General features: G+C 65.4%; 25 protein-coding genes. 1 reads left to right on the top strand and 24 read right to left on the bottom strand.

The annotated features are described in order from the left end of the window. Positions 1 to 2 precede the first annotated feature (2 nt). The 10 genes from hisI to ACSQ3O_RS04740 all read right to left on the bottom strand — a co-directional run bounded on the left by hisI (position 3) and on the right by ACSQ3O_RS04740 (position 7,634). Complete coding sequence (gene hisI / locus ACSQ3O_RS04785) at positions 3 to 401, bottom strand: phosphoribosyl-AMP cyclohydrolase (RefSeq protein WP_171012192.1); 399 nt, start codon at positions 399 to 401, stop codon at positions 3 to 5. A gap of 231 nt (positions 402 to 632) precedes the next feature. Further along, positions 633 to 1,214: a hypothetical protein gene (locus tag ACSQ3O_RS04780; RefSeq protein WP_249368033.1), complete on the bottom strand. Its 582-nt coding sequence runs from the start codon at positions 1,212 to 1,214 to the stop codon at positions 633 to 635. Next, positions 1,214 to 1,993: an imidazole glycerol phosphate synthase subunit HisF gene (gene hisF / locus ACSQ3O_RS04775; protein WP_137746820.1), complete on the bottom strand. Its 780-nt coding sequence runs from the start codon at positions 1,991 to 1,993 to the stop codon at positions 1,214 to 1,216. Before hisF ends, ACSQ3O_RS04780 begins: the two co-directional genes overlap by 1 nt. A 129-nt stretch (positions 1,994 to 2,122) precedes the next feature. Beyond that, positions 2,123 to 2,863, bottom strand: a complete 741-nt coding sequence (gene hisA, locus ACSQ3O_RS04770; RefSeq protein WP_124510365.1) for a 1-(5-phosphoribosyl)-5-[(5-phosphoribosylamino)methylideneamino]imidazole-4-carboxamide isomerase — start codon at positions 2,861 to 2,863, stop codon at positions 2,123 to 2,125. A gap of 84 nt (positions 2,864 to 2,947) precedes the next feature. Next, entirely contained in the window at positions 2,948 to 3,631 is a 684-nt protein-coding gene (hisH, locus tag ACSQ3O_RS04765; protein WP_436138035.1) for an imidazole glycerol phosphate synthase subunit HisH, read from the bottom strand. Between the two features lie 51 nt (positions 3,632 to 3,682). Next, positions 3,683 to 4,318 carry an imidazoleglycerol-phosphate dehydratase HisB gene (gene hisB, locus ACSQ3O_RS04760; protein WP_298453599.1) on the bottom strand — a complete coding sequence of 212 codons (636 nt, stop codon included), beginning with the start codon at positions 4,316 to 4,318 and terminating at the stop codon, positions 3,683 to 3,685. Next, positions 4,315 to 5,436: a histidinol-phosphate transaminase gene (gene hisC, locus ACSQ3O_RS04755; protein ID WP_436138034.1), complete on the bottom strand. Its 1,122-nt coding sequence runs from the start codon at positions 5,434 to 5,436 to the stop codon at positions 4,315 to 4,317. The genes hisB and hisC overlap by 4 nt, the downstream gene beginning before the upstream one ends. Further along, positions 5,433 to 5,885 carry a PIN domain-containing protein gene (locus tag ACSQ3O_RS04750; protein ID WP_436138033.1) on the bottom strand — a complete coding sequence of 151 codons (453 nt, stop codon included), beginning with the start codon at positions 5,883 to 5,885 and terminating at the stop codon, positions 5,433 to 5,435. Before ACSQ3O_RS04750 ends, hisC begins: the two co-directional genes overlap by 4 nt. Positions 5,886 to 5,899: 14 nt before the next feature. Further along, entirely contained in the window at positions 5,900 to 6,124 is a 225-nt protein-coding gene (locus ACSQ3O_RS04745) for a CopG family transcriptional regulator (RefSeq protein WP_298453604.1), read from the bottom strand. A 70-nt stretch (positions 6,125 to 6,194) separates the two neighbouring features. Next, entirely contained in the window at positions 6,195 to 7,634 is a 1,440-nt protein-coding gene (locus tag ACSQ3O_RS04740) for a PLP-dependent aminotransferase family protein (protein WP_436138032.1), read from the bottom strand. Between the two features lie 153 nt (positions 7,635 to 7,787). Here ACSQ3O_RS04740 and ACSQ3O_RS04735 point away from each other — a divergent pair, with 153 nt between their 5' ends. Further along, positions 7,788 to 8,201, top strand: a complete 414-nt coding sequence (locus ACSQ3O_RS04735) for a DUF2917 domain-containing protein (protein ID WP_436138031.1) — start codon at positions 7,788 to 7,790, stop codon at positions 8,199 to 8,201. On the opposite strand, the gene hisD is transcribed toward ACSQ3O_RS04735, so the two are convergent. From hisD to ACSQ3O_RS04665, 14 genes are all read right to left on the bottom strand, one after another. After that, entirely contained in the window at positions 8,188 to 9,570 is a 1,383-nt protein-coding gene (gene hisD / locus ACSQ3O_RS04730) for a histidinol dehydrogenase (protein ID WP_436138030.1), read from the bottom strand. The genes ACSQ3O_RS04735 and hisD overlap by 14 nt on opposite strands. A gap of 22 nt (positions 9,571 to 9,592) precedes the next feature. Further along, positions 9,593 to 10,240, bottom strand: coding sequence for an ATP phosphoribosyltransferase (gene hisG, locus ACSQ3O_RS04725; protein WP_436141075.1), 648 nt, complete (start codon positions 10,238 to 10,240; stop codon positions 9,593 to 9,595). 2 nt (positions 10,241 to 10,242) lie between these two features. Then, entirely contained in the window at positions 10,243 to 11,517 is a 1,275-nt protein-coding gene (murA, locus tag ACSQ3O_RS04720) for a UDP-N-acetylglucosamine 1-carboxyvinyltransferase (protein WP_436138029.1), read from the bottom strand. Positions 11,518 to 11,620: 103 nt separating this feature from the next. Continuing rightward, the gene (locus ACSQ3O_RS04715) at positions 11,621 to 11,863 is read right to left on the bottom strand and encodes a BolA family protein (protein ID WP_010462096.1); all 243 of its coding nucleotides are present in this window, start codon (positions 11,861 to 11,863) and stop codon (positions 11,621 to 11,623) included. 104 nt (positions 11,864 to 11,967) lie between these two features. Further along, positions 11,968 to 12,723, bottom strand: a complete 756-nt coding sequence (locus tag ACSQ3O_RS04710) for an ABC transporter permease (protein WP_436138028.1) — start codon at positions 12,721 to 12,723, stop codon at positions 11,968 to 11,970. Further along, positions 12,720 to 13,658, bottom strand: coding sequence for an ABC transporter ATP-binding protein (locus ACSQ3O_RS04705; protein WP_436138027.1), 939 nt, complete (start codon positions 13,656 to 13,658; stop codon positions 12,720 to 12,722). The genes ACSQ3O_RS04710 and ACSQ3O_RS04705 overlap by 4 nt, the downstream gene beginning before the upstream one ends. A gap of 98 nt (positions 13,659 to 13,756) precedes the next feature. Beyond that, positions 13,757 to 14,029: an STAS domain-containing protein gene (locus tag ACSQ3O_RS04700; protein ID WP_137747085.1), complete on the bottom strand. Its 273-nt coding sequence runs from the start codon at positions 14,027 to 14,029 to the stop codon at positions 13,757 to 13,759. A gap of 21 nt (positions 14,030 to 14,050) precedes the next feature. After that, the gene (locus ACSQ3O_RS04695; RefSeq protein WP_436138026.1) at positions 14,051 to 14,716 is read right to left on the bottom strand and encodes an MlaC/ttg2D family ABC transporter substrate-binding protein; all 666 of its coding nucleotides are present in this window, start codon (positions 14,714 to 14,716) and stop codon (positions 14,051 to 14,053) included. A gap of 126 nt (positions 14,717 to 14,842) precedes the next feature. Further along, on the bottom strand, positions 14,843 to 15,586 hold the full coding sequence (locus ACSQ3O_RS04690; RefSeq protein WP_436138025.1) for an MlaA family lipoprotein: 744 nt from the start codon (positions 15,584 to 15,586) through the stop codon (positions 14,843 to 14,845). 53 nt (positions 15,587 to 15,639) lie between these two features. Continuing rightward, the gene (gene mlaD / locus ACSQ3O_RS04685; protein WP_436138024.1) at positions 15,640 to 16,128 is read right to left on the bottom strand and encodes an outer membrane lipid asymmetry maintenance protein MlaD; all 489 of its coding nucleotides are present in this window, start codon (positions 16,126 to 16,128) and stop codon (positions 15,640 to 15,642) included. A gap of 36 nt (positions 16,129 to 16,164) precedes the next feature. Beyond that, a complete protein-coding gene (gene mlaE / locus ACSQ3O_RS04680; RefSeq protein ID WP_436138023.1) occupies positions 16,165 to 16,947 on the bottom strand; it encodes a lipid asymmetry maintenance ABC transporter permease subunit MlaE in 783 nt (260 codons plus the stop codon). Further along, positions 16,944 to 17,762: an ABC transporter ATP-binding protein gene (locus tag ACSQ3O_RS04675; RefSeq protein ID WP_137746835.1), complete on the bottom strand. Its 819-nt coding sequence runs from the start codon at positions 17,760 to 17,762 to the stop codon at positions 16,944 to 16,946. The genes mlaE and ACSQ3O_RS04675 overlap by 4 nt, the downstream gene beginning before the upstream one ends. A gap of 318 nt (positions 17,763 to 18,080) precedes the next feature. Next, entirely contained in the window at positions 18,081 to 19,559 is a 1,479-nt protein-coding gene (locus tag ACSQ3O_RS04670; protein WP_436138022.1) for a glutamate synthase subunit beta, read from the bottom strand. 45 nt (positions 19,560 to 19,604) lie between these two features. Next, positions 19,605 to 24,338 carry a glutamate synthase-related protein gene (locus tag ACSQ3O_RS04665; protein WP_436138021.1) on the bottom strand — a complete coding sequence of 1,578 codons (4,734 nt, stop codon included), beginning with the start codon at positions 24,336 to 24,338 and terminating at the stop codon, positions 19,605 to 19,607. Between the last annotated feature and the right edge of the window lie 136 nt (positions 24,339 to 24,474).

Genomic DNA, 24,474 nt, shown 5'->3' with positions numbered 1-24,474 from the left:
TGCTATTTGTAGATGGATTCGGGGTCTTTCAAGACCGGATCGACTGGCGTCCAGGCGCCGTCCTTGAGCACGCTGAAGAAACAGCTGTGGCGGCCGGTGTGGCAGGCGATGCCGGGTTCGTGGCCCTGCTGGGTGACCTTGAGCAGCACCACGTCGTTGTCGCAGTCGAGGCGGATCTCGTGCACGGTCTGCACATGGCCCGATTCTTCGCCCTTGAACCACAGCTTCTTGCGCGAGCGGCTGAAGTACACGGCGCGGCCGAGTTCGGCGGTTTTCTGCAGGGCCTCGCGGTTCATCCACGCAAACATCAGCACGTCGCCCGTGCCCTGCTCTTGCGCAATCACGGGCACCAGGCCCTGCGCATCCCATTTCACTTCGTTGAGCCAGTTCATGGCGGGGATTGTCGGTGATTTGCCCGGCGGGCCTTTGCAGCAGGCACCGGGGGACGCGGTTTTTTTGCCCTTTGGGCGCGACCATCAAGCCCTGTCAGCTATCAAAACATGAGTAAACCGCCCCCACCGGATCGCAGGCACCGGGCCCTGCTGCAGCGCAACCGGCCCGCCACACATCCATTCAAAAATGATAGCTACCAACGCTTGCCCAGCGCGCGGGAGAGCCGTTTTACCTTCTAACTATGGAGCCACAGTCAGGAAGACCCATTTGCGGTCCCAGTTCTTGCGCCCCAGGTACTTGATGGCGAAGGCATACCGGCCCGGGGGCAGGAAGTCCTGCGTGAGGGTTTCCTGCTGCGTCACCACCGGCTGGCCGTTGATGCGCACGCTTTGCTGGGCCACCAGCTCGGATTCGCTGTCCAGGTCCTGGCCATCCAGGGCGTAGACGATCACATCGGGCTCTTCCTGCTCGTCCCCCACATGGGGCAGCCCCTGCGCGGTGGCACGGGTTTCCACATCCAGCGCCTGGGCGCCCGGCACGGGCTCGCGCACGATCCAGTGCACGTCGCGCACATTGCGGTTGAGCGTTTGCAGCAGGGCCTTGAGCTTGTCGAATTCGGCCTTGTCAGCAATCACGTCCACCCGCTTGCCGCCGATGGTGGCGTCAAAACACCGGCCGATGCGGTGCACACAAGGCAGGCGCTCAGAAAAACTGGCGTATGACGGGGGCGGCACCTGGGCCGCAGCGGGCAGCGCCGTGGCCATGAAGGCCACAGCAGCCAGGGCGGCCAGCGCCCCGCAGGCGCCCGCGAACCGCGCCATTACAGCCGCACCGGAATCCCGCGTTCGGCCATGCGCTGCTTGGCCTGGCCCACGGTGTATTCGCCGTAGTGGAAGATGCTGGCCGCCAGCACGGCATCCGCCCCGCCCTGCTGCACGCCGTCGGCCAGGTGGTCGAGGTTGCCCACGCCGCCCGAGGCGATCACGGGCACGCTCACCGCATCGCTCACGGCGCGCGTGAGGGCCAGGTCAAAGCCGGACTTGGTGCCGTCGCGGTCCATGCTGGTGAGCAGGATCTCGCCCGCGCCACGGCGCGCCATTTCGGTGGCCCAGGCCACGGCGTCCAGGCCCGTGTTCTTGCGCCCGCCGTGGCTGTACACGTCCCAGCCCTCGCCGCGCGCGGCCAGGTCATCGCCCTGGCGGCGCTTGGCGTCGATGGCGACCACGATGCACTGCGCACCGTACTTGGCCGACACGGCGTTGATCAGGTCGGGGTTGGCGATGGCGGCGGAGTTGAAGCTGGTCTTGTCTGCGCCCGCATTGAGCAGGCGGCGCACATCCTCGACCGAGCGCACACCGCCCCCCACGGTGAGGGGAATGAACACCTGGCTGGCCACGGCCTCGATGATGTGCAGGATCAGGTCGCGCCCGTCGCTCGTGGCGGTGATGTCGAGAAACGTGAGTTCGTCGGCGCCCTGCGCGTTGTAGCGCGCGGCGATCTCGACCGGGTCGCCCGCGTCACGCAGTTCGACAAAGTTGACGCCCTTGACCACGCGGCCTCCGGTGACGTCGAGGCAAGGGATGATGCGTTTGGCAAGCATGTCGGTAGTCAGTCAGCGATTCGTGGGTGGGGCGCCGCCGAGGCCAGCAGACGCCGTGGAACGGGCTTCGCCAGGCCACTGGCGTCGTCCCCTGGGGGAGGCGGCGCTGCCGCTCAGGGGGTATCTGTCTCAGCCGTTCAACTCGTCGGCGCGCGCTTGCGCAGCGGCAAAGTCCAGGTCGCCGCTGTAGATCGCGCGACCGCAGATCACGCCCTCGACGCCCTCGCCTTCCACGGCGCACAGCTGTTCGATGTCGGCCATGTTCGACAGGCCGCCCGAGGCGATCACGGGGATGGAGAGCGCCTGCGCGAGCTTGACGGTGGCGTCGATGTTGATGCCCGAGAGCATGCCGTCGCGGCCGATGTCGGTGTAGATGATGGACTCGACGCCCCAGTCCTCGAACTTCTTGGCCAGGTCCACGACCTCGTGGCCCGTGAGCTTGCTCCAGCCGTCGGTGGCCACCTTGCCGTCCTTGGCGTCGAGGCCCACGATGATGTGGCCGCCGAAGGCGCTGCACGCATCTTTGAGGAAGCCAGGGTTCTTCACGGCCGCCGTGCCGATGATCACGTAGCGCAGGCCGCCGTCGATGTATTTTTCGATGGTGTCCAGGTCACGGATGCCACCGCCGAGCTGCACCGGAATATCGGAGCCGACCTCTTTGAGGATGGACTTGATGGCACCGTAGTTCTTGGGCACGCCCGCAAAGGCGCCGTTCAGGTCCACCAGGTGCAGGCGGCGTGCGCCCGCGTCCACCCACTTGCGCGCCATGGCGGCGGGGTCTTCACCAAAGGTGGTGGATTGGTCCATATCGCCTTGTTTGAGGCGTACGCAGTGGCCGTCTTTGAGGTCGATGGCGGGGATGAGCAGCATGGTGGTGGGGGTTCGGGGGAGAGGCCTGGTCTCGGCACGGCCCGAACGGGGTGGTTGAAGGGGAAGGAAGGGGTGGTTGGAAAATCAGGGATTCCAGTGCAGAAAGTTGCGGTACAGGGCCAGGCCGTGTTCCGCGCTTTTCTCCGGGTGGAATTGCGTCGCAAAAATATTATCGCGTGCAATGGCCGCAGCAAACAAACCGCCGTAGTCGGTTTGCCCCGCACAGTGGGCGGGATCCTGCGGCAGGGCATAGAAGCTGTGCACGAAGTAGAAGTAGCTGTTGTCGGGCACACCGGCCCAGACAGGGTGCACGGCCACGCCACCCGCAGGGTGGGGGTGGGCCATCTGGCGCACCTGGTTCCAGCCCATCTGGGGCACCTTGAAACGGCTGCCATCGGCCTGAGTGCGGCCTGCCAGGTCGAACTTGCGCACGTCGCCATGGATCAGGCCCAGGCCCGGGGTGTCCCCTTCGGCACTGTGGTCCAGCAGCATCTGCATGCCCACGCACACGCCGAACATCGGCTTGCTGGCAGCGGCTTCGAGCACCGATTCCTGCAGGCCGGACTCGCGCAGTTCGCGCATGCAGTCGGGCATGGCGCCCTGGCCGGGCAGCACCACGCGCGCCGCGGCGCGCACGTCTTCGGGGCGCTGGGTGACGACTACGGTCCAGCCCGTGCCCTGTGCGGCGGCCAACACGGCCTGCGAGACGGAGCGCAGGTTGCCCATGCCGTAGTCCACGACCGCGACGGTTTTTGCTTCCATATTCATAGCTGCTAGCGCTTATCCATCAGGCGGTAGCGCCTGATTTGATCCATATTTTTACAACGAACCCTTGGTGGAGGGGATGACACCGGCCGAGCGCGGATCGCGCTCCAGCGCCGCACGCAGCGTGCGCCCGAACGCCTTGAAGATGGTCTCGCACTGGTGGTGGGCGTTGAAGCCCTTGAGGTTGTCGATGTGCAGCGTCACGCCCGCGTGGTTCACAAAGCCCTGGAAGAACTCGTACACCAGCTGCGTATCGAGCTGGCCGATGCTGCCCGCCGTGAACTTCACGTCGATGTGCAGGCCCGGGCGGCCCGAAAAATCAACCACCACGCGTGACAGCGCTTCGTCGAGCGGCACGTAGGCGTGCCCGTAGCGGCGGATGCCCTTCTTGTCACCCACGGCGCGCGCAAATGCCTGGCCCAGCGTGATGCCCACGTCTTCCACCGTGTGGTGGCCGTCGATGTGCAGGTCGCCTTCGCAGTCGATGTCGAGGTCGATCAGCCCGTGGCGGGCGATCTGGTCGAGCATGTGGTCGAAGAAGCCGATGCCCGTGTGCAGTTTGGCCTGGCCGGTGCCGTCGAGGTTGATGCGCACGCGGATGCGCGTTTCGGCGGTGTTGCGGCTGACCTCGGCAATGCGGTCGGCCATCGGGTCCACCGGTGTGGAGGGTACAAGTGCGGAGGAAGTCATAGGGAGGCTTGGAGTGCGGCCAGCATCTGCGCGTTGTCTTCGGCAGCGCCCACCGTGAGGCGCAGGCAGTTGGCCAGCATGGGGTGCATTGTAGAAACGTTCTTGACGAGCACCTTGCGGTTTTTCATGCCCTCGTAGGCCTTGGCGGAATCCGCCACGCGCACGAGGATCATGTTCGCCTCGCTGTCCCAGCATTTTTCGATGCCGGTCATCTGGCGCAGGGCCGCGATCACCTTGGTGCGTTCAGTGCGTATCTCGGCGGCCTGGGCAGCGAACACGTCGGCATGCTCCAGCGCAAACAGCGCGGCCTCGCAGTTGAGCACGCTCACGTTGTAGGGCGGGCGCACCTTGTCGATCTCGCTCACGAACGCCGAGGGCCCGATGAGGTAGCCCAGGCGCACACCCGCGAGGCCGAACTTGCTGAGCGTGCGCATGAGCAGCACATGGGCATTGCGTGCGGGCTCGGCGCGCATGCGATCGATCCAGGTGCGGCTGGCAAAGGGCTGGTAGGCCTCGTCCATCACCACGATGCCGCCCTGTGCGCCTGCGGCGTCGATGATGCGCTGCACCGCGCCCTCGTCCCACAGCGTGGCCGTGGGGTTGTTGGGGTAGGCAATGTAGGTGATGGCGGGGTTGTGCTGCGCGATGGCGGCCAGCATGGCGGGCTCATCCAGCTCGAAATCGGACGTGAGCGGCACGCCGACAAAGTCCAGCCCCTGCAGCTGCGCGGACAGCGGGTACATCACAAAACCCGGCATGGGCGCGAGCATGGTGGCGCGCTGGCCCGTGCCAGGTTGGGCGCAGGCCAGGGCCAGCAGGGTGATGAGTTCGTCCGAGCCGTTGCCCAGCACGATGCCATAGCCGTCGGGCATGCCCGCGTACTTGGCAAGGGCGGCTTTGAGGTCCAGCAGGCGGTCGCCGGGATAGCGGTTGAGCGCCACGCCCCCCAGGCGTTGGCCCAGCGCGGCCTGCAGGTGTGCGGGCAAGCGGAACGGGTTCTCCATCGCGTCCATCTTGAGCATGCCGGTGGAGGGCTGCACGGCATAGGCGTGCATGGCGCGCACGTCGGGGCGGATGCGGGCCAGGGCCTGGAGGGGGGACGACGCGGGAGTAGTCATTCGGTGGTGTCCAGTTCGTTGGGGGTGGTGAGAAACGGGTTGATGGGCCGCACGGCGTCCAGCGGCTCGTTGTGCGGCAGCGCCTCGGTCAGCAGATAGCGGCAGCCCTGCTGGTGGGCGGACGAGAGGATGAGCGCGTCCCAGTAGCCCAGGCGGTAGCGGTCCTGCAGGTCCCAGGCGCCATCCACGGTGTAGGAGTCCAGGTGCGGCGGCAGCCACACGCGCAGGCGGCGCACCTGGGCACGCACCTGCTGCAGCACCTGCGGGCCGTCGAAACGCTGGATGGCCTGGTTGTACAGCTCGTTGAGCACCTGCGAGCTGATGCGGCCGCTACGCGTTTGCCAGCAAAAGGCGACCCATTCACGCGCCCGCGCCTGGCGCTCGGCATCGCGGTCGTCCACGCTGGCGAGCAGGATTTCGGTATCGACAAAGATGGGGACGGTGCTCATGCGTTCTGCCCCGCTCAGCGCAAAAACAGGGTGTCGCGCGGCACATAGGGCCCGCTGGACGCGCCCCAGGACTCAAAACCCAGCGCCTCGCGCATGGCTTGGGCGTAGGCGTCTTCCTGGCGCATCTTTTCGGCCAGCCATTCACCGAGCAGGCGCGACACGCTGCTGCCGCGCTTGGCGGCTTCCACGCGCACCCATTCGGCAACGGTGTCGTCCATGGTCACGGTGATGTTCTTCATGGGCAAAATATTACACGAAGTTCGTGCAACACGAAGTTCGTGTTTTTTCAGGCAATCATGCGGCCCGGGGTTATGCGCCTTTGTGGAGCATTTGGCAGGCCATGTCGCCCACGGTGCGCAGCGCCGCCAGATGGGCGGGCGACCAGTCACCCCCCACGCCGATGCGCAGGCAATTGCGAAACCGCCCGCTGGCGCTGAACACCGTGCCGGGCGCAATCAGGATCTGCTTTTCCAGGCAGGCTTCGTGCAACTGCACCGAATCCAGCGCGCGGGGCAGCTCAAGCCACAGCAGCAGGCCTCCCGGCGGATCGCTCACGCGCGTGCCCTGCGGGAAATGCGCCGCAATCACGTGGCGCACCTCGTCCATGCGCGCCGCCACCGCTGCGCGCAGCTGGCGCATCGCGGCCGCATGGCCCGCCTGGGTGATGAGGTCGGCCAGCGCCAGCTCCAGCACGGCCGACTGGCCGCCCGCCTGCAGGTCCTTGATGGCGCGCACCTTGTCGGCCCAGCGCCCGGCCTCCAGCCAACCCAGGCGCAGCCCCGGCGCCAGTGTTTTGGAGAACGAATCGCACAGCATCACATGGCCCGTGGTGTCGTACGACTTCACGGTGCGGCGCATCTCGTCCACCTCCACGAGGTCGTTGTAGATCGCGTCCTCGATCACCGCCATGCCATGTCGTGCAGCCATCTGCGCCAGGCGCTTGCGCTCGGCCTGCGGCATACAGCTGCCCAGCGGGTTGCTGAGCGTGGGCACGATCATCAAAGCCTTCACAGGCTGGGTCTCCAGCGCCAGCTGCAAGGCATCGAGCGACAGGCCGTTGCGCGGGTGGGTGGGAATTTCCAGCGCGCGCAGGTGCAGGCCCTGCAGCACCTCCAGAAAAGAAAAATGTGTGGGCGACTCCAGCGCCACCACGTCGCCCGGCTGCGTCACCGCACGCAGGCACAGCGCAATGCTGTCCATGCAGCCGCCGGTGACCACGATGTTCTCCGGGTCCAGGCTGCAGCCCAGGCTGACGGCATACCGCGCAATCGCACGACGTGCATCCTCATGCCCTGACGAGGTCGGGTAAGTGCACAGCAGGTTGCGGTGGCGCTGCGCTGCACGCACCACGGCCCGGCGCACCCGGTCGGGGTTGAACAGCTCGGGGCCGGGCGTGCCGCTGCTGTACGACACCATGTTCTCGGGCTGGTTGCGCCCCAGGATGCGCTGGCCCAGCCAGTCCACCGACACCTCGCGCGGGCGGCGCATGGGGCGCGGCGTGCTGGGCTCGGGCAGGCTCACAGGCCGCGCCGCCACAAAAAATCCGGAGCGCGGGCGGGCCGTGATCAGGCGCGCGTCCTCCAGCCAGTGGTAGGCCTGCACCACCGTGGTCTGCGCCACGCCGTGCTGGCGCGCCAGCTCGCGCACCGAAGGCAGCTTTTCGCCGCGCGCCAGGGTGCCGTTGCGGATCAGCTGCGCGAGCTGTTCGGCGATTTGAAGGTACAGCGGGGGGGCGTCATCGGTGGCCATGCGAGCATTCTGTACTGATCGCTGCGCCAAAGGGCAGTACAGAGGCGCATCTGTACGGGCAGTACAGATCCCCTGTACTGGTCATCTGTACTGCATCAGGTGGCCCCAGGCTGTGGCTGGCCGCCAAAGCCTTGCGCCCGCACAGTGGAAGGCATGAAAACCCAGCCAGCCCCCACCCCTTCGTCGCCCGCCACTGCCCCACAGGTGCCGGGTGCCCTGCCACTCCAATGGAAGCGCCAGCCCCTGCCACCGCTGCAGGCCGTCCAGGTGCTGGACTTCCGCGCGGGCGACATCGCCTTGCTCGAAGTCGAACAAGGCCGCGTCTGGGTGACCTGCGACGGCCTGCTGGAAGACTATTTTCTGGAAGCAGGCCAGCGCCTGTCGTTCACCGGGCCCGTGCGGCTGCGTGTCAGTGCAGAAGGCCGCCAGCCTGCACGGCTGAACTGGGCGCAGCACCGGGCAGTGGCAAGCGCCGCCTATCCGCCCGCACCCACAGCGGCCTCTATGCCCAAGGCCACAGCACCCGCACAGGGTGCCCTGCCCCGGGGCGCGATCAGCGCGGCTTGACGGGCGTGGTCAGCCGCATCTCAGCCGCCTGCGCGTGGGCCTGCAGTCCCTCGCCATAGGCCAGTTCGGCGGCGATGGTGCCCAGCACCTGGGCACCGGCCTCGCTCACCTCGATGAGGCTGCTGCGCTTTTGGAAGTCGTACACGCCAAGTGGCGACGAAAAACGCGCCGTGCCGCTGGTGGGCAGCACGTGGTTGGGGCCCGCGCAGTAGTCGCCCAAGGACTCGCTGGTGTAGGCCCCGAGGAAGATCGCGCCCGCGTGGCGCAGCAACGGCTCCCAGCGGTGTGGGTCGGTGCTGCTGACCTCCAAGTGCTCGGGTGCGATGCGATTGCTGATGGCGCAGGCTTCTTCCATGTCCTGGGTCAGGATCAGCGCGCCCCGGCCGGTGAGGCTCTTGGCGATGATCTCGGCGCGGGGCATGGTGGGCAGCAGGCGGTCGATCTCGCGTTGCACGGCGTCGAGGTAGGCGGCGTCGGGGCACAGCAGGATGGACTGCGCCAGCTCGTCGTGTTCGGCCTGGCTGAAGAGGTCCATGGCCACCCAGTCGGGCGGCGTGGTGCCATCGGCCAGCACCAGGATTTCGCTCGGGCCCGCGATCATGTCGATCCCCACCGTGCCGAATACGCGCTTCTTGGCGCTGGCCACGTAGGCGTTGCCGGGGCCGGTGATCTTGTCCACCTTGGGCACGGTGGCCGTGCCGTAGGCCAGTGCAGCCACGGCCTGGGCGCCGCCGATGGTGAAGGCGCGGGTGACGCCCGCCACGTAGGCGGCGGCCAGCACCAGCTCGTTGCGCTCACCCTTCGTGGACGTGCCCTCGCCCGTTCCGCCAGTCGCCACGCTGCCACGCACGGGCGTGGGCACGACCATGATGATTTCCTGCACACCCGCCACATGGGCCGGGATGGCGTTCATCAGCAGGCTGGACGGGTACGCGGCCTTGCCGCCGGGCACGTAGATGCCCACGCGGTCGAGCGGCGTGACCTTCTGGCCCAGCAGCGTGCCGTCTTCGTCGCGGTAGCTCCAGCTCTCGCCCGAAGCCTTTTTCTGCGCTTCGTGGTAGCTGCGCACGCGCTTGGCGGCGGCCTGCAGTGCGTCGCGCTGGGCCTGTGGGATGGCGTCGAACGCGGCCTTGAAGTCAGCCTGGGTCAGTTCCAGCGCGGCCATGGTGGGCACCGAAAGGCCATCGAAACGGGCGGTGTACTCCAGCACGGCGGCGTCGCCACGCTTTTGCACATCGGCCAGGATGTCGGCCACGCGCTGCTCGATGGCCGCGTCGGTGTCGGCAGACCAATGCAGGCGGGCTGCAAAATCAGCCTCAAAAGTGGCCGCAGCGGTGGACAGACGGGCGGGAGCAGCTACCAAAGTCATAGTGTCAGTCGGTGGAGATGGATCAGTTTTTTTCAGCCGGTATGGCCGAGGCGAACGCATCGATGATGCGGCGCAGCGGCGCCTGCTTGAGCTTGAGCGCGGCCTGGTTCACGACGAGGTAGGAGCTGATGTCCATGATGCGCTCGACCTCGACGAGGTGGTTGGCCTTGAGCGTGTTGCCGGTGGAGACCAGGTCCACGATGGCATCGGCCAGGCCGGTGAGCGGGGCCAGCTCCATGCTGCCGTACAGCTTGACCATGTCCACGTGCACGCCCTTGGTCGCGAAGAAGTCGCGGGCGATGCTGGTGTACTTGGTGGCAACCTTCAGGCGTGCGCCCTGCTTCACGGCGCGTTCGTAGTCGAAGTCGTTGCGCACGGCCACGCTCACGCGGCACTTGGCGATCTGCAGGTCCAGCGGCTGGTACAGGCCCTGGCCGCCGTGCTCGATGAGGGTGTCCTTCCCGGTCACGCCAATGTCGGCACCACCGTACTGCACGTAGGTGGGCACATCGGTGGCGCGCACCAGCACCACACGCACGTCGGGCTGGTTGGTGGGCAGGATGAGCTTGCGCGACTTTTCGGGGTCTTCCAGCACCTCGATGCCTGCGGCGGCCAGCAGCGGCAGGGTTTCGTCAAAGATGCGGCCCTTGGAAAGCGCCAGTGTGATCATCGTCATGCTTTCAGTCTTTCAATGTCCGCGCCAATACCGCGCAGTTTGGCTTCCATGCAGTCGTAGCCACGGTCCAGGTGGTAGATGCGGTCCACCACGGTTTCGCCGTCGGCCACCAGTCCCGCGATGACCAGGCTGGCCGAGGCGCGCAGGTCGGTGGCCATCACGGTGGCGCCGGAGAGGCGGGGCACGCCTTCGATAACCGCCACCTTGCCATCGGTCTGGATCTTGGCGCCCAGGCGCACCAGCTCGTTGACGTGCATGAAGCGGTTTTCAAAAATCGTCTCGGTCACCGTGGCCGTGCCCTGCGCGATGCAGTTGAGCGCCATGAACTGCGCCTGCATGTCGGTGGGGAAGCCCGGGTACTCGGTGGTGCGGAAACCCTGGGCCTTGAGCGTGGCGCCGCCTGCACTTTGCACGCGGATGCCGCCGTCCACCGCTTGCACGGTGGCACCGGCTTCGCGCAGCTTCTCGATCACGGCGTCGAGGTGGTCGGCGCGGCCATGGCGCAGCACCACATCACCGCCCGTGGCCGCCACGGCGCACAGGAAGGTGCCGGCCTCGATGCGGTCGGCCACCACGCGGTGGGTGCAGCCGTGCAGCTTGTCCACGCCCTGGATGCGGATGCGGCTGGTGCCGTGGCCTTCGATCTGGGCGCCCATGGCGATCAGCATCTCGGCCAGGTCCGAAATCTCGGGCTCTTGCGCGGCGTTTTCAAGCACGGTCTCGCCCTCAGCCAGCGCAGCGGCCATGAGGAAGTTCTCGGTGCCCGTCACGGTGACCATGTCGGTGGTGATGCGCGCGCCCTTCAGGCGCTTCCAGCCTGCGGGCAGCTTGGCGATCATGTAGCCGTGTTCGACCACGATCTCGGCGCCCATGGCGGCCAGGCCCTTGATGTGCTGGTCCACGGGCCGCGAGCCAATGGCGCAGCCGCCGGGCAGCGACACCGTGGCCTCGCCAAAGCGCGCCAGCAGTGGGCCCAGCGCCAGCACGGAGGCGCGCATGGTCTTGACCAGCTCGTACGGGGCTTCGGGCGTGCTCAGTGCGCTGGCGTCGATACGCACCGTGCCGTCGTCGGCCCGCTCCGCCGCCACGCCCATGTTGCGGATGAGCTTGAGCATGGTGCTCACATCCTGCAGCTGGGGCACGTTGAGCAGCGTCACGGGCTCGGCCGTGAGCAGGGCGGCGCACAACTCCGGCAAGGCGGCGTTCTTGGCGCCGGAGACCAGCACCTCGCCTTGCAAGCTGCGTCCGCCGCGAATCAGGAGTTTGTCCATGTCAGGTAACCAGAATATGAATAAAAATGGGCTTCACCGCGCATCCATCATGCGCTGTTAGCTATCAATAAATGAGCGAACACCCGGCGCTCTGCCCCGGTGTTTACTGCGCCTGCGCTGCCCACTCGGCGGGGGTGAAGGTCTTCATCGACAGCGCATGCACTTCGTCGGTGTGCATTTTCGCGCCCAGCGTGGCGTACACGCGCTGGTGGCGCTGGATGGCGCGCTTGCCCTCGAACTCGGCCGAGACGATGGTGGCGTACCAGTGGCGGCCATCGCCTTCGAGTGTGATGTGTTCGCAGGCCAGGCCAGCGGCGATGATGTCTTTGAGTTGGTCAGCGGTCATGGTGGGGCGCTCGGAATCAATGAGGACTGACGCAAATCGGGATGCAACAACCGCCTCGCCCTGGAGGGGAGTGCTTGCCTGAACCTTGTTTTGCGTAAGTCATGTCAGTTACGGATTTTGTAGCCCGTGCGCAGCAGGTGCACGGCCAGCGCGCTCACGGCCAGCCAGGCGATGCCCACGATGCCCAGGCTGAGCCAGGGCGAGGTGTCGCTCTGGCCGAAGAAGCCGTAGCGGAAGCCGTCGATCATGTAGAAGAACGGGTTGAGGTGGCTCACGGCCTGCCAGAACGGCGGCAGCGACTGGATCGAATAGAACACGCCCGAAAGGAAGGTCATGGGCACGATGATGAAGTTCTGGAACGCGGCCATCTGGTCGAACTTGTCGGCCCAGAGCCCCGCAATCAACCCCAGTGTGGCCAGCAGCGCCGCGCCCAGCAGGGCAAAGGCCAGAATCCACAGCGGCGCCGCAAACTCGGGCCGCGCAAACGCCAGCGTGACGATGAACACGCCCAGGCCCACCACCAGCCCGCGCACCACCGACGAGCCCACATAGGCCACAAACCAGGCCCAGTGCGACAGCGGCGTGAGCAGCACAAACACCAGGCTGCCCATGATCTTGCTCTGGATCAGGCTGGACGAGCTGTTGGCAAACGCGTTTTGCAACACGCTCATCATCACGAGGCCTGGCACGAGGAAGGCGGTGTAGCTGATGCGGTCGTAGACCTTCACATGGTCTTCAAGCACATGGCCGAAGATCAGCAGGTACAGCACGGCGGTGAGCACGGGGGCGGCCACGGTCTGGAAGCTGACCTTCCAGAACCGCAAAACTTCTTTGTAAAACAGCGTTTGCCAGCCGGTCATAGCGCGACACCTTCGAGTGGGATGTTGGACGCCGATGTACCGGACATCACCTGCAGGAACACATCCTCCAGATCAGGCCTGCGAATCTCCATGTCCTGCACCTCGACCCCGGCCACGCGCAAGGCAGCCAGGTGGCTTTCGATCTCTGCCGCGTCGTGGGCGGGCAATTGCACGATGCGACCCGTGACCCGCGCCACCGCAGCCAGCGCCGGGGGCAGCACCGTGTCGGTCTTGAACTGCAGCACGCTCCCCGACGCGGCCTTGAGCAGCTCGCTGGTGCGGTTGAGCGCCACCACCTGCCCCGCCTTGAGCATGGCGATGCGGCCACACAGGGCTTCGGCTTCTTCGAGGTAGTGGGTGGTGAGCAGCACGGTGTGCCCCTCCTTGTTCAGGCGGGCGATGAAGTGCCACAGGGTCTGGCGCAGCTCCACGTCCACGCCCGCGGTGGGCTCGTCGAGCACGATGATGGGCGGCTTGTGCACCAGCGCCTGCGCCACGAGCACGCGGCGCTTCATGCCGCCCGAGAGCTGGCGCATGTTGGCGTTGGCCTTGTCGGCCAGGCCCAGGTTTTCGAGCAGCTCGTCGATCCAGGCGTCGTTGTTCTTCACGCCGAAGTAGCCCGACTGGATGCGCAACGCCTCGCGCACATTGAAGAAGGGGTCGAACACCAGCTCTTGCGGCACGATGCCCAGCTTGCGGCGGGCCTCGGCGTACTGGGCCTGCACGTCGCTGCCCTGCACCAGCACGCGGCCACTGCTGGCACGCGCCAGGCCGGCCAGGATGCTGATGAGGGTGGTTTTACCGGCGCCGTTGGGGCCGAGGAGCCCGAAGAACTCGCCCTCCTCAATGTCCAGGTTGACCTGGTTCAGCGCCTGAAAAGGGCCTTTGGGCGTGGCAAAGGTCTTGGAGATGGCTTGAAAGGAGACTGCGGGCATGAAGCCCCCGATTTTACGGCCTTGCCTTGAACCGCGTTGGGAAGGGGGCAGACAGCGGCTTGCAGCGGCCCAGGCCCGGCAAAAATAGCGGGGCCGCGTCAGGACACGGGCGTGAGCAGCGTGCCCACGCCATACAGGCCCGCCATGCCGCGCAGCGCCGGGGGCAGGCCCTGAACGGCAAAGGTCTTACCCACCGAGAGCGCCTCGCGCCGGCATTCCAGCAGCACCGCCAGCGCCGAACTGTCAAACACCGCCATGGCGCTCGCGTCCACCACCACCCCCGTCTCACGGTGCACGCGCAGGCCCTGCAGCAGCATCTGCAGGCAGGCCGTGGCTTGGCGGTGTGTGAGTTCGTGGGGCAGTACCAGCATGGCGGAATTGGTCACACCGCCTCAGCCTTTGGCTGAGGTGTTGGTCTTGTTGCGCGCAACCAGGGTCTCGATCAGGCCGTCAATGCCCTTGGCATTGATTTCCTGGGCAAACTGGCCCCGGTAGGTTTCAACGAGCCACACGCCCAGCACATTGAGGTTGTAGATTTTCCAGCCCGCGCCCTCGCCCGGGGTTTTTTCCAGCCGGTAGTCGAGCTGGATGGGGTCGCCCCGGCCCACGATTTCCGTGCGCACCAGCACGTCCTTGTCTTCGGCCGCAGCACGCAGGGGCTTGACCTGGATGGTCTGGTCGTTCACCTGGGCAAGGGCGCCGGCATAGGTGCGCACGAGCAGGATCTTGAACTCTTCCTGCAGGCGTTTTTGCTGCTCGGGCGTGGCCTGGCGCCAGCCGGGGCCCACGGCCGCAGCCGTCATGCGGCGGAAGTTGACGTTGGGCATCACAGTCTTGTCCACCAGCGCAATCACCTTGCTGATGTCGCCGCCCTGGATGGCCTTGTCGGCCTTGACGGTGGTGAGCACATCGGAAGACAGGCGCTTGATCAGCGCGTCGGGGGCTTCATCGGCCGCCAGTGCGGGCAGGGACAGGCCCAGCGACAGCGCCATCCCGGCAGCCAGGCCCAGGGCGCGGTGTCCCAGGGTACGTCGGTTCATCATGTTCGTGACTTTCATCGGTGCGGGCTCGTGCCCGTCAAATCATTGTGGTGGCGCGGGTGGGCCCGCATGCGTCGCTGCGGTTGCGGATTGCAAGCAAGTGCAACAGTGGCAGTCCAGCTGGAGCCCTTTCAAGCGAGCCCCTCAGCGCGGAGGTTCCTCGGGCAAGACGCCGTTGTTGCCATCGTTGTCGCTCTTGTCATCGCCACTGAACGGCACGCCGGCCTGCTGGCTGCGCACCTGCAGGAACACATCGCGTGTAAAGCTGTACTTGTCCAGCGCGGCGCTGTCGAGCACCGAACTGGCGCGCAGCAGGTTCGATCGCGTGTCCACGATGCGCAGCGCGTACAGCGAGTTGCGGGCGGAGACCGGGTCCACATAGCTCACCACGTTGCCCTTCATGTCCACCGGCAGGGCCAGCGTGTCACGCACCGTGGACGGGCCCAGGATGGGCAGCACCAGGTACGGTCCGGTGCCCATGCCCCAATAGCCCAGCGTCAGGCCGAAGTCCTGTTTGTAGCGGTCGATGCCCAGCTCGCTGGCGATGTCCAGCACGCCGCCCAGGCCCATGAGGGTGTTCACATTGACCCGCATGAAGGTGGAGGCGGCGGCTTCGCCGCGCAGCTGCAACACGTTGTTCACGAAGGACCACACATCGCCCAGGTTCGCAAAGAAATTACTCACCCCCGTGCGCACAGGGGCGGGAGTCACCTCCTTGTAGGCAATTGCCACCGGCTTGAGCACCATCGCATCAACCTGCTCGTTGAAGTTGGTCATGCTGCGGTTGTAGGACTCCAGCGGGTCGCGCGGGTCGGGATTGGCCACCGTGGCGCAGCCCGTCAGCAGCGCGGCGCCCAGCAAAAGCCCCAGGCAAGCTGCCAGGCGCATTGCCAAAGCCCCACGCGCTGGGTGGGAGACCGGGGTTGTATCGTGAGAGTTCGTCATTTTTTGCCACCTGTCCCAGCAGGTTTGCTGCCGTCTTCGGCCTTGCTGTAAAGAAATTGTCCGATGAGGTTTTCCAGCACCACGGCCGACTGGGTCGCCGTGACCATGTCGCCCGCCACCAGGTTTTTCTCGTCCGCACCGGCCTCGATGCCGATGTACTGCTCACCCAGCAGGCCGCTGGTGAGGATCTTGAGCGAGCTGTCCTTGGGGAAAGCGTAGCGATTTTCCATCGCCAGCGTCACCCGCGCCTGATAGGTCTTGTCATCGAAGGTGATGGCCTGTACCCGCCCCACCACCACACCGGCGCTGCGCACCGCCGCCTGGGGCTTGAGGCCGCCAATGTTGTCGAAACGGGCGGTAATCTGGTAGCCCGGCCGGAAGTTCAGGGTCAGCAGGTTGGCCGACTGCAGCGCCAGAAACACCAGCGCCACCGTGCCGAGCATCACAAAGAGCCCCACCCAGAGATCGTTTTTTGAACGTTGCATTGTCTTGGATTCCTTCCCGCGCTAGCTTCGCCAGCGTCAGATACTGAACATCAGGGCCGTGAGCACGAAGTCCAGCGCCAGCACCGCCAGGGACGCCATGACCACCGTGCGCGTGGTGGCCCGCGAGACGCCCTCGGGCGTGGGCTTGGCCACATAGCCCTGCAAAAGTGCCACAAAGGTCACGGTGAAGCCAAAGACCACACTTTTGAGCACGCCGTTGCCCAGGTCTTTCCAGACATCCACCCCGCCCTGCATCTGGCTCCAGAAGGCCCCGGGGTCGATGCCGATCATGAGTACGCCCACCAACCAGCCGCCAATGATGCCCACCGCGCTGAACACCGCCGCCAGCAGGGGCATCGTGATCACCCCGGCCCAGAAACGCGGCGCCAGGATGCGCTGCACCGGGTCCACGGCCATCATCTCCATGGCGCTGAGCTGCTCGCCTGCACGCATGAGGCCGATCTCGGCCGTGAGCGACGTACCAGCCCGCCCCGCAAACAGCAGCGCCGTGACCACGGGCCCCAGCTCGCGCACCAGGCTCAAGGCCACCAGCAGGCCCAGGGCTTCCGACGAGCCGTAGCGCTGCAGCGTGTAGTAGCCCTGCAGCCCCAGCACAAAGCCCACGAACAGGCCCGATACCGCAATGATGGCCAGGGAATAGTTGCCCAGGAAGTGGATCTGGTCGCGCACCAGACCGGGCCGCAGAAAGGTCGCACCCACCAGCCGCAGCAGCCGGAAAAACAGGCGCGCGCCCAGGCCGGTGTCCGCCAGCTGCTGGCGCACGGCAAGGCCCACATCCGAAGGCTTGTACCAGCTCATGACCTGCGCCCTCCTGCGGGCCCGAAGTCTTCGGCGGGTTCGGGGGACGGATAGTGGAACGGCACGGGCCCCGTGGGCAAGGCATTCACAAACTGGTGCACCAGCGGATCACGGCTGGCACGCACTTCGTCGGGGGTGCCTTGTGCAGCTACCACGCCCTCCCCCAGGATGATCACATGGTCTGCGAGCCGGAAGGTTTCTTCCAGATCGTGCGAGACGATGATGCTGGTCAGGCCCATGGCGTCGTTGAGCTGGCGGATCAGTTGGGCGGCCGTGCCGAGCGAAATCGGGTCCAGGCCCGCAAAAGGTTCGTCGTACATGACCAGCTCCGGGTCCAGCACAATCGCACGCGCCAGCGCCACGCGGCGCGCCATGCCGCCGGAGATCTGGCTAGGCGCGAGATCACGTGCTCCGCGCAGGCCCACCGCATGCAGCTTCATGAGCACCACATCGCGGATCAGCGCCTCGGACAGATCGGTGTGCTCGCGCAGCGGGAAGGCCACGTTCTCGAACACGCTCAGGTCGGTGAACAGCGCTCCAAACTGAAACAGCATGCCCATGCGCCTGCGCGCCGCATACAGGGCAGAAACATCCATGCGCCCCACGTCCTGGCCATCGAACAGTACCTGGCCGCTTTGGGCCTTCTGCTGCCCGCCAATCAGGCGCAGCACCGTGGTCTTGCCGCCGCCCGACGCCCCCATGAGCGCCGTGACCTTGCCCCGTGGCACCGAGAGCGAAACGTCACGCAGGATGGCGCGGTCACCATAGGAGAAGGTGACGTTGCGCAGTTCGGCGAGGAAGGACGGCTCTGGCATGCAAGAAAAGGGTGATGGGAATCCGGGACCTGCGCACACGAACCCAGGACGCGCCCCGAGGAACGAGCCGCGATGGTAGCCGAAGCCACAAACATACATTCACGCATGTTTGTAAAAATTCGCACGGTGCTTGGTGGGCCTCAGCGCACCAAAGGCCGAGACAACCCGGATTGACAGGACTGCCGATTGTGCCAACAAAGCGCCGGGGCAGCAGAGCCCATGGTTTTGCATGGTCAACCCCTGCCGGCCCCACCACACATCCACCAACAAAAGCGGCGCCCGCAGGCGCCGCTTCGGCTGGAATCCATCCGCAGGTGATCAGCGGGGCAGGTCCGAGTAACCCATCAGGAACTCGTCCACCGCACGGGCGGCTTGGCGGCCTTCGCGGATGGCCCAGACCACCAGCGACTGACCCCGGCGGATGTCACCGGCTGCAAACACCTTGGGCACGTTGGTGGCATAGCCGCCGTCGAACTCGGTGGTGGCGCGGGCGTTGCCACGGGCATCCTTGTCCACGCCAAAAGCGTCGAGCACGGCAGCCACAGGGCTCACGAAGCCCATGGCCAGCAGCACCAGATCGGCCTGGTAGTGCTTTTCAGTGCCAGGGATCTCGACCAGCTTGCCGTCCTTGAACTCGACTTGCACGGTGGTCAGGCTCTTGACCTTGCCCTTTTCGCCCGTGAACTCCTTGGTGGAGATCGCGAACTCGCGCACGCAGCCTTCGTCATGGCTGGAGCTGGTGCGCAGCTTCAGCGGCCAGTAAGGCCACGTCAGGGGGCGGTTTTCCACCTCGGGGGGCTGGGGCATCACCTCAAACTGGGTGACGCTGGCCGCGCCGTGGCGGTTGCTGGTGCCCACGCAGTCGCTGCCGGTATCACCGCCACCGATCACGATGACATGCTTGCCCGTGGCCATGATCTGGCCCTTGAGCTTGTCGCCCGCGTTGACCTTGTTCTGCTGGGGCAGGAACTCCATCGCGAAGTGGATGCCGTCCAGCTCACGGCCGGGCACAGGCAGGTCGCGCGATTGCTCGGCGCCACCGGTCAGCAGCACGGCATCGAACTCCTTGTTCAACTGCTCGGGCGTGATGGTTTCCTTGGCCCAGTTGGTGACCTTGGAGTCCTTGCCCAGGCCGTCCTTGGCAGCGCCCACGAACACGCTGGTGCGGATGACCACGCCTTCGGCTTCGAGCTGCTTGACGCGGCGGTCGATGTGCGACTTCTCCATCTTGAAGTCGGGGATGCCGTAGCGCAGCAGGCCGCCCACGCGGTCGTTCTTTTCAAACAGTGTGACGCTGTGGCCGGCACGGGCCAGTTGCTGGGCAGCGGCCAGGCCTGCGGGGCCCGAGCCCACCACGGCCACCTTCTTGCCCGTCTGGTGCTTGGCGAGACGGGGCTTGACCCAGCCCTCTTCCCAGGCGCGGTCGATGATCGCGTGCTCGATGGACTTGATGCCCACAGCGTCGTCGTTCACATTAAGCACGCAGGCTGCTTCGCAAGGCGCGGGGCAGATGCGGCCCGTGAACTCGGGGAAGTTGTTGGTGCTGTGCAGCACCTCGATCGCGCTCTTCCAGTCCTGGTGGTACACCAGATCGTTGAAGTCAGGAATGATGTTGTTGACCGGGCAGCCGTTGTTGCAGAACGGCGTGCCGCAGTCCATGCAGCGCGCGCCTTGCACCTTGGCCTGGGCGCTGTCGAGCCCGATCACAAATTCCTTGTAGTGCTTCAAGCGCTCGGGCACGGGCTTGTAGCCCTCTTCGATGCGCTCGTATTCCATGAAGCCGGTAGTTTTTCCCATGACGGTGTCCTTGTCTATGAATGCTGTGCGAAGGTCTGTGGCGCCTTATTTGGCAGGGGCCACTTCTTTTTTGGTAGCAGCTACCGCCGGTGTAGCGGACTCTTCCAGCACTTTTCGTTCATAAATTTCAGCCAGCGCGCGCTTGTACTCGGTCGGGAAGACCTTGACGAACTTGCCGCGCGATGCCGCCCAGTTGTCCAGCAGCTCACGGGCACGCTTGCTGCCCGTCCAGCGGTTGTGGTCCTCCAGCAGCTTCTTGAGCTGGGCTTCGTCGGTCTGGCCGCCGTGCCAGATGGCGCGGGGCACGGTGGCCTCTTGCTCCGAGGCAGGCAGGATGCGCTCCAGCGTCACCATGGAGAGGTTGCAGCGCGTGTCGAACTGGCCGTCTTCGTCGTAGACATAAGCGACACCGCCGCTCATGCCCGCTGCGAAGTTGCGGCCGGTCTTGCCCAGCACCAGCACGGTGCCGCCGGTCATGTATTCGCAACCGTGGTCGCCCGTGCCTTCCACCACCGCCGTGGCACCCGACAGGCGCACCGCAAAGCGTTCACCGGCCACGCCACTGAAGAAGGCCTCACCCGTGGTGGCACCGTACATCACGGTGTTGCCCACGATGGTGTTGCGCACGGCATCGCCTCGGAAGTCGATGCTGGGGCGCACCACCACACGGCCGCCCGACAGGCCCTTGCCGGTGTAGTCGTTGGCGTCGCCGATCAGGTACAGCGTGATGCCGCGTGTGAGGAAGGCACCGAACGACTGGCCGCCCGTGCCTTCGAGCTGGATGCGGATAGTGTCATCCGGCAGGCCCTCGGGATGGGCACGCGTCACGGCGCCGGAGAGCATGGCCCCCACAGAACGGTTCACGTTGCGCGCCACTTCGATGAACTGCACGCGTTCGCCCTTTTCAATGGCGGGCTTGCTGCGCTCGATGAGCTTGCGGTCCAGCGTGTGCTCGATGTTGTGGTCCTGCACATCCACATGGAAGCGCGGCACATCGGCAGGCACATTGGGCTGGGCAAACAGGCGACCGAAGTCCAGGCCGCGTGCCTTCCAGTGTTCCAGGCCCTGGCGCATGTCGAGCAGGTCGGTGCGGCCGATCAGATCATCGAACTTCTTGATGCCGAGCTGGGCCATGATCTGGCGCACTTCTTCGGCGATGAAGAAGAAGTAGTTGACCACGTGCTCTGGCTTGCCCGAGAACTTCTTGCGCAGCTCGGGGTCTTGCGTGGCCACGCCCACCGGGCAGGTGTTCAGGTGGCACTTGCGCATCATGATGCAGCCCTCGACCACCAGCGGCGCCGTGGCAAAGCCGAACTCGTCCGCGCCCAGCAACGCGCCGATGGCAACGTCGCGGCCGGTCTTCATCTGGCCATCGGCCTGCACGCGAATGCGGCCGCGCAGGCGGTTCAGCACCAGGGTCTGCTGGGTTTCAGCCAGGCCGATTTCCCAGGGGCCGCCCGCGTGCTTGATGGACGACCAGGGCGAAGCGCCCGTGCCACCGTCATGACCGGCAATCACGACGTGGTCGCTCTTGCACTTGGCCACGCCTGCGGCGATCGTGCCCACGCCCACTTCGGACACCAGCTTGACGCTGATACCGGCATGCGGCGCCACGTTCTTCAGGTCGTGGATCAGCTGGGCCAAGTCCTCGATGGAGTAGATGTCGTGGTGTGGTGGGGGCGAGATCAGGCCCACTCCAGGCACACTGTGGCGCAGCTTGCCGATGTAGTTGGAGACCTTGCCGCCGGGCAGCTGGCCACCTTCACCGGGCTTGGCGCCCTGGGCCATCTTGATCTGGATCTGGTCTGCCGACGAGAGGTATTCGGCAGTGACGCCAAAGCGGCCCGAAGCGACCTGCTTGATGCGGCTGCGCAGCGAATCGCCGTCTTGCAGGGGCAGATCGACTTCCACGTTCTCGGCACCGATCACGCTCTTGAGGCTGTCACCCTTCTTGATCGGGATGCCCTTGAGTTCGTTGCGGTAACGCGCTGCGTCTTCACCGCCTTCGCCCGTGTTGCTCTTGCCGCCGATGCGGTTCATGGCCACGGCCAGCGTGGCGTGCGCCTCGGTGGAGATGGAGCCGAGCGACATGGCGCCCGTAGCAAAGCGCTTGACGATTTCTTTGGCGGGTTCGACCTCGTCGATCGAGATCGCCTTGGACGGGTCGATCTTGAACTCGAACAGGCCGCGCAGCGTCATGTGGCGCTTGCTCTGGTCGTTGATGATCTGCGCGTATTCCTTGTACGTGTTCCAGTTGTTGGCACGCGTGCTGTGCTGCAGCTTGGCAATCGCATCGGGCGTCCACATGTGGTCTTCGCCACGGGCGCGCCAGGCGTATTCGCCACCCGCGTCCAGCATGGTTTCGAGCACGGGGTCGTCACCAAACGCGGCCTTGTGCATGCGGATGGCTTCTTCGGCGATCTCGAACACGCCGATGCCTTCCACGCGGCTGGCGGTGCCGGTGAAGTACTTGCCCACGGTTTCCGTGTTCAGGCCAATCGCCTCGAACAGCTGGGCACCGCAGTAGCTCATGTACGTGCTCACGCCCATCTTGGACATGATCTTGGACAGCCCCTTGCCGATGGCCTTGACGTAGTTGTAGATGGCCTTGTCGGCCGACAGGTCGCCGCCCAGGTCCTTGTGCATGTCGGCCAGGGTTTCCATGGCCAGGTAGGGGTGCACAGCTTCTGCGCCGTAGCCTGCCAGCACGGCGAAGTGGTGCACTTCGCGGGCGGTGCCGGTCTCGACCACCAGGCCTGCCGTGGTGCGCAGGCCAGCGCCCACCAGGTGCTGGTGGATGGCCGACAGTGCCAGCAGCGCGGGAATGGCCACTTGCGTGGCGCTCACGGCGCGGTCGCTGATGATCAGGATGTTGGCGCCACCCTTGATGGCGTCCACGGCCTGTGCGCACAGCGAGGCGAGCTTGGCTTCCACGCCTTCACGGCCCCAGCTCAGCGGGTAGGTGATGTCGATGGTCGCGCTCTTGAACTTGCCCTGCGTGTACTGCGCGATGTCGCGCAGCTTGGCCATGTCGGCAAAGTCGAGCACGGGCTGGCTCACTTCGAGCCGCATCGGTGGGTTGACCTGGTTGATGTCCAGCAGGTTGGGCTTGGGGCCGATGAAGCTGTTGAGCGACATCACGATCGCTTCGCGGATCGGGTCGATGGGCGGGTTCGTCACCTGGGCGAACAGCTGCTTGAAGTAGTTGTACAGCGGCTTGTTCTTGCCCGAGAGCACGGCCAGCGGGCTGTCGTTGCCCATGGAGCCAATGCCCTCTTCGCCGTTCTTGGCCATGGGCGCCATCAGGAATTTGATGTCTTCCTGGGTGTAGCCAAAGGCCTGTTGGCGGTCCAGCAGGGGCAGTTCCGCAGCCTGGGGCGCGGCAGCCTGGGCACCGGCCTCGATGCTGTCGAGCTTGATGCGCAGGTTCTCAATCCACTGCTTGTAGGGCTTGGTGTTGACGACGTTGGCCTTGAGCTCGTCGTCGTCGATCATGCGGCCTTGCTCCAGGTCGATCAGGAACATCTTGCCGGGCTGCAGGCGCCACTTGCGCACAATCTTGTTCTCGGGCACGGGCAGCACACCCGACTCCGAGCCCATGATGACCAGGTCGTCATCGGTGATGCAGTAGCGCGAGGGGCGCAGGCCGTTGCGGTCCAGCGTGGCGCCGATCTGGCGGCCGTCGGTAAACACGATGGAGGCTGGGCCGTCCCATGGCTCCAGCATGGCGGCGTGGTATTCATAGAAGGCACGGCGGCGCTCGTCCATGGTGGTGTGCTGCTCCCAGGGCTCGGGGATCATCATCATCACGGCCTGGCTGATGGGGTAGCCGGCCATGGTCAGCAGTTCGAGGCAGTTGTCGAACGTGGCCGTGTCAGACTGGTCGGCAAAGCTGATGGGGTAGAGCTTTTGCAGGTCGGCCGCCAGCACGGGCGAGGCCATCACGCCTTCGCGGGCCTTCATCCAATTGTAGTTGCCCTTGACGGTGTTGATTTCACCGTTGTGCGCCACGTAGCGGTACGGGTGGGCCAGCGGCCACTCGGGGAAAGTGTTGGTGGAGAAGCGTTGGTGCACCAGGCCGATGGCCGAGATGCAGCGCTCATCCGACAGGTCCTTGTAGTACACGCCCACCTGGTCGGCCAGCAACAGGCCCTTGTAGACCACGGTGCGGCTGGACATGGACGGAACGTAGTATTCCTTGCTGTGCTTGAGCTTCAGCGCCTGGATGTTGGCGCTGGCCGTCTTGCGGATCACGTACAGCTTGCGCTCCAGCGCATCCTGCACGATCACGTCGTTGCCACGGCCGATGAAGACCTGGCGCAGGATGGGCTCCTTCTTGCGCACGGTGGGCGACATGGGCATGTCCACATTCACCGGCACATCGCGCCAGCCCAGCAGCACCTGGCCTTCGGCCTTGATCGCGCGCTCCATTTCCTGCTCACAGGCCAGACGGGAGGCGTGCTCCTTGGGCAGGAAGATCATGCCCACGCCGTATTCACCGGCGGCAGGCAGCGTGATGCCCTGCTTGGCCATTTCCTCGCGATACAGCGCATCGGGGATCTGGATCAAGATGCCCGCGCCGTCGCCCATCAGGGGGTCGGCCCCCACAGCGCCACGGTGGTCGATGTTTTCCAGGATCTTCAGGGCCTGCGTCACGATGTCGTGGCGCTTCACACCCTTGATGTGGGCGACGAAGCCGAGGCCGCAGGCGTCGTGTTCGTTACCCGATGAATACAAACCGTGTTGTTGCAGATGCTGGATCTCGGCAGCCGTGGTCATGGCGCACTCCTCATATTTTTCGCAGGGAGTGGGAGATTAGTGCATTGCAACATGATTTGGCAAGCACATTAATTAGGGTCAGATTCCCTTTAATAACCAAGTATCTCAGTTTGATACTTTATTGGGGACATATCAA

Origin of the sequence: Acidovorax sp. LjRoot74, assembly GCF_964254355.1 — a bacterium.
Taxonomy (GTDB): Bacteria; Pseudomonadota; Gammaproteobacteria; order Burkholderiales; family Burkholderiaceae_C; genus Acidovorax.
This window is presented reverse-complemented; position numbering and strand designations above follow the sequence as displayed.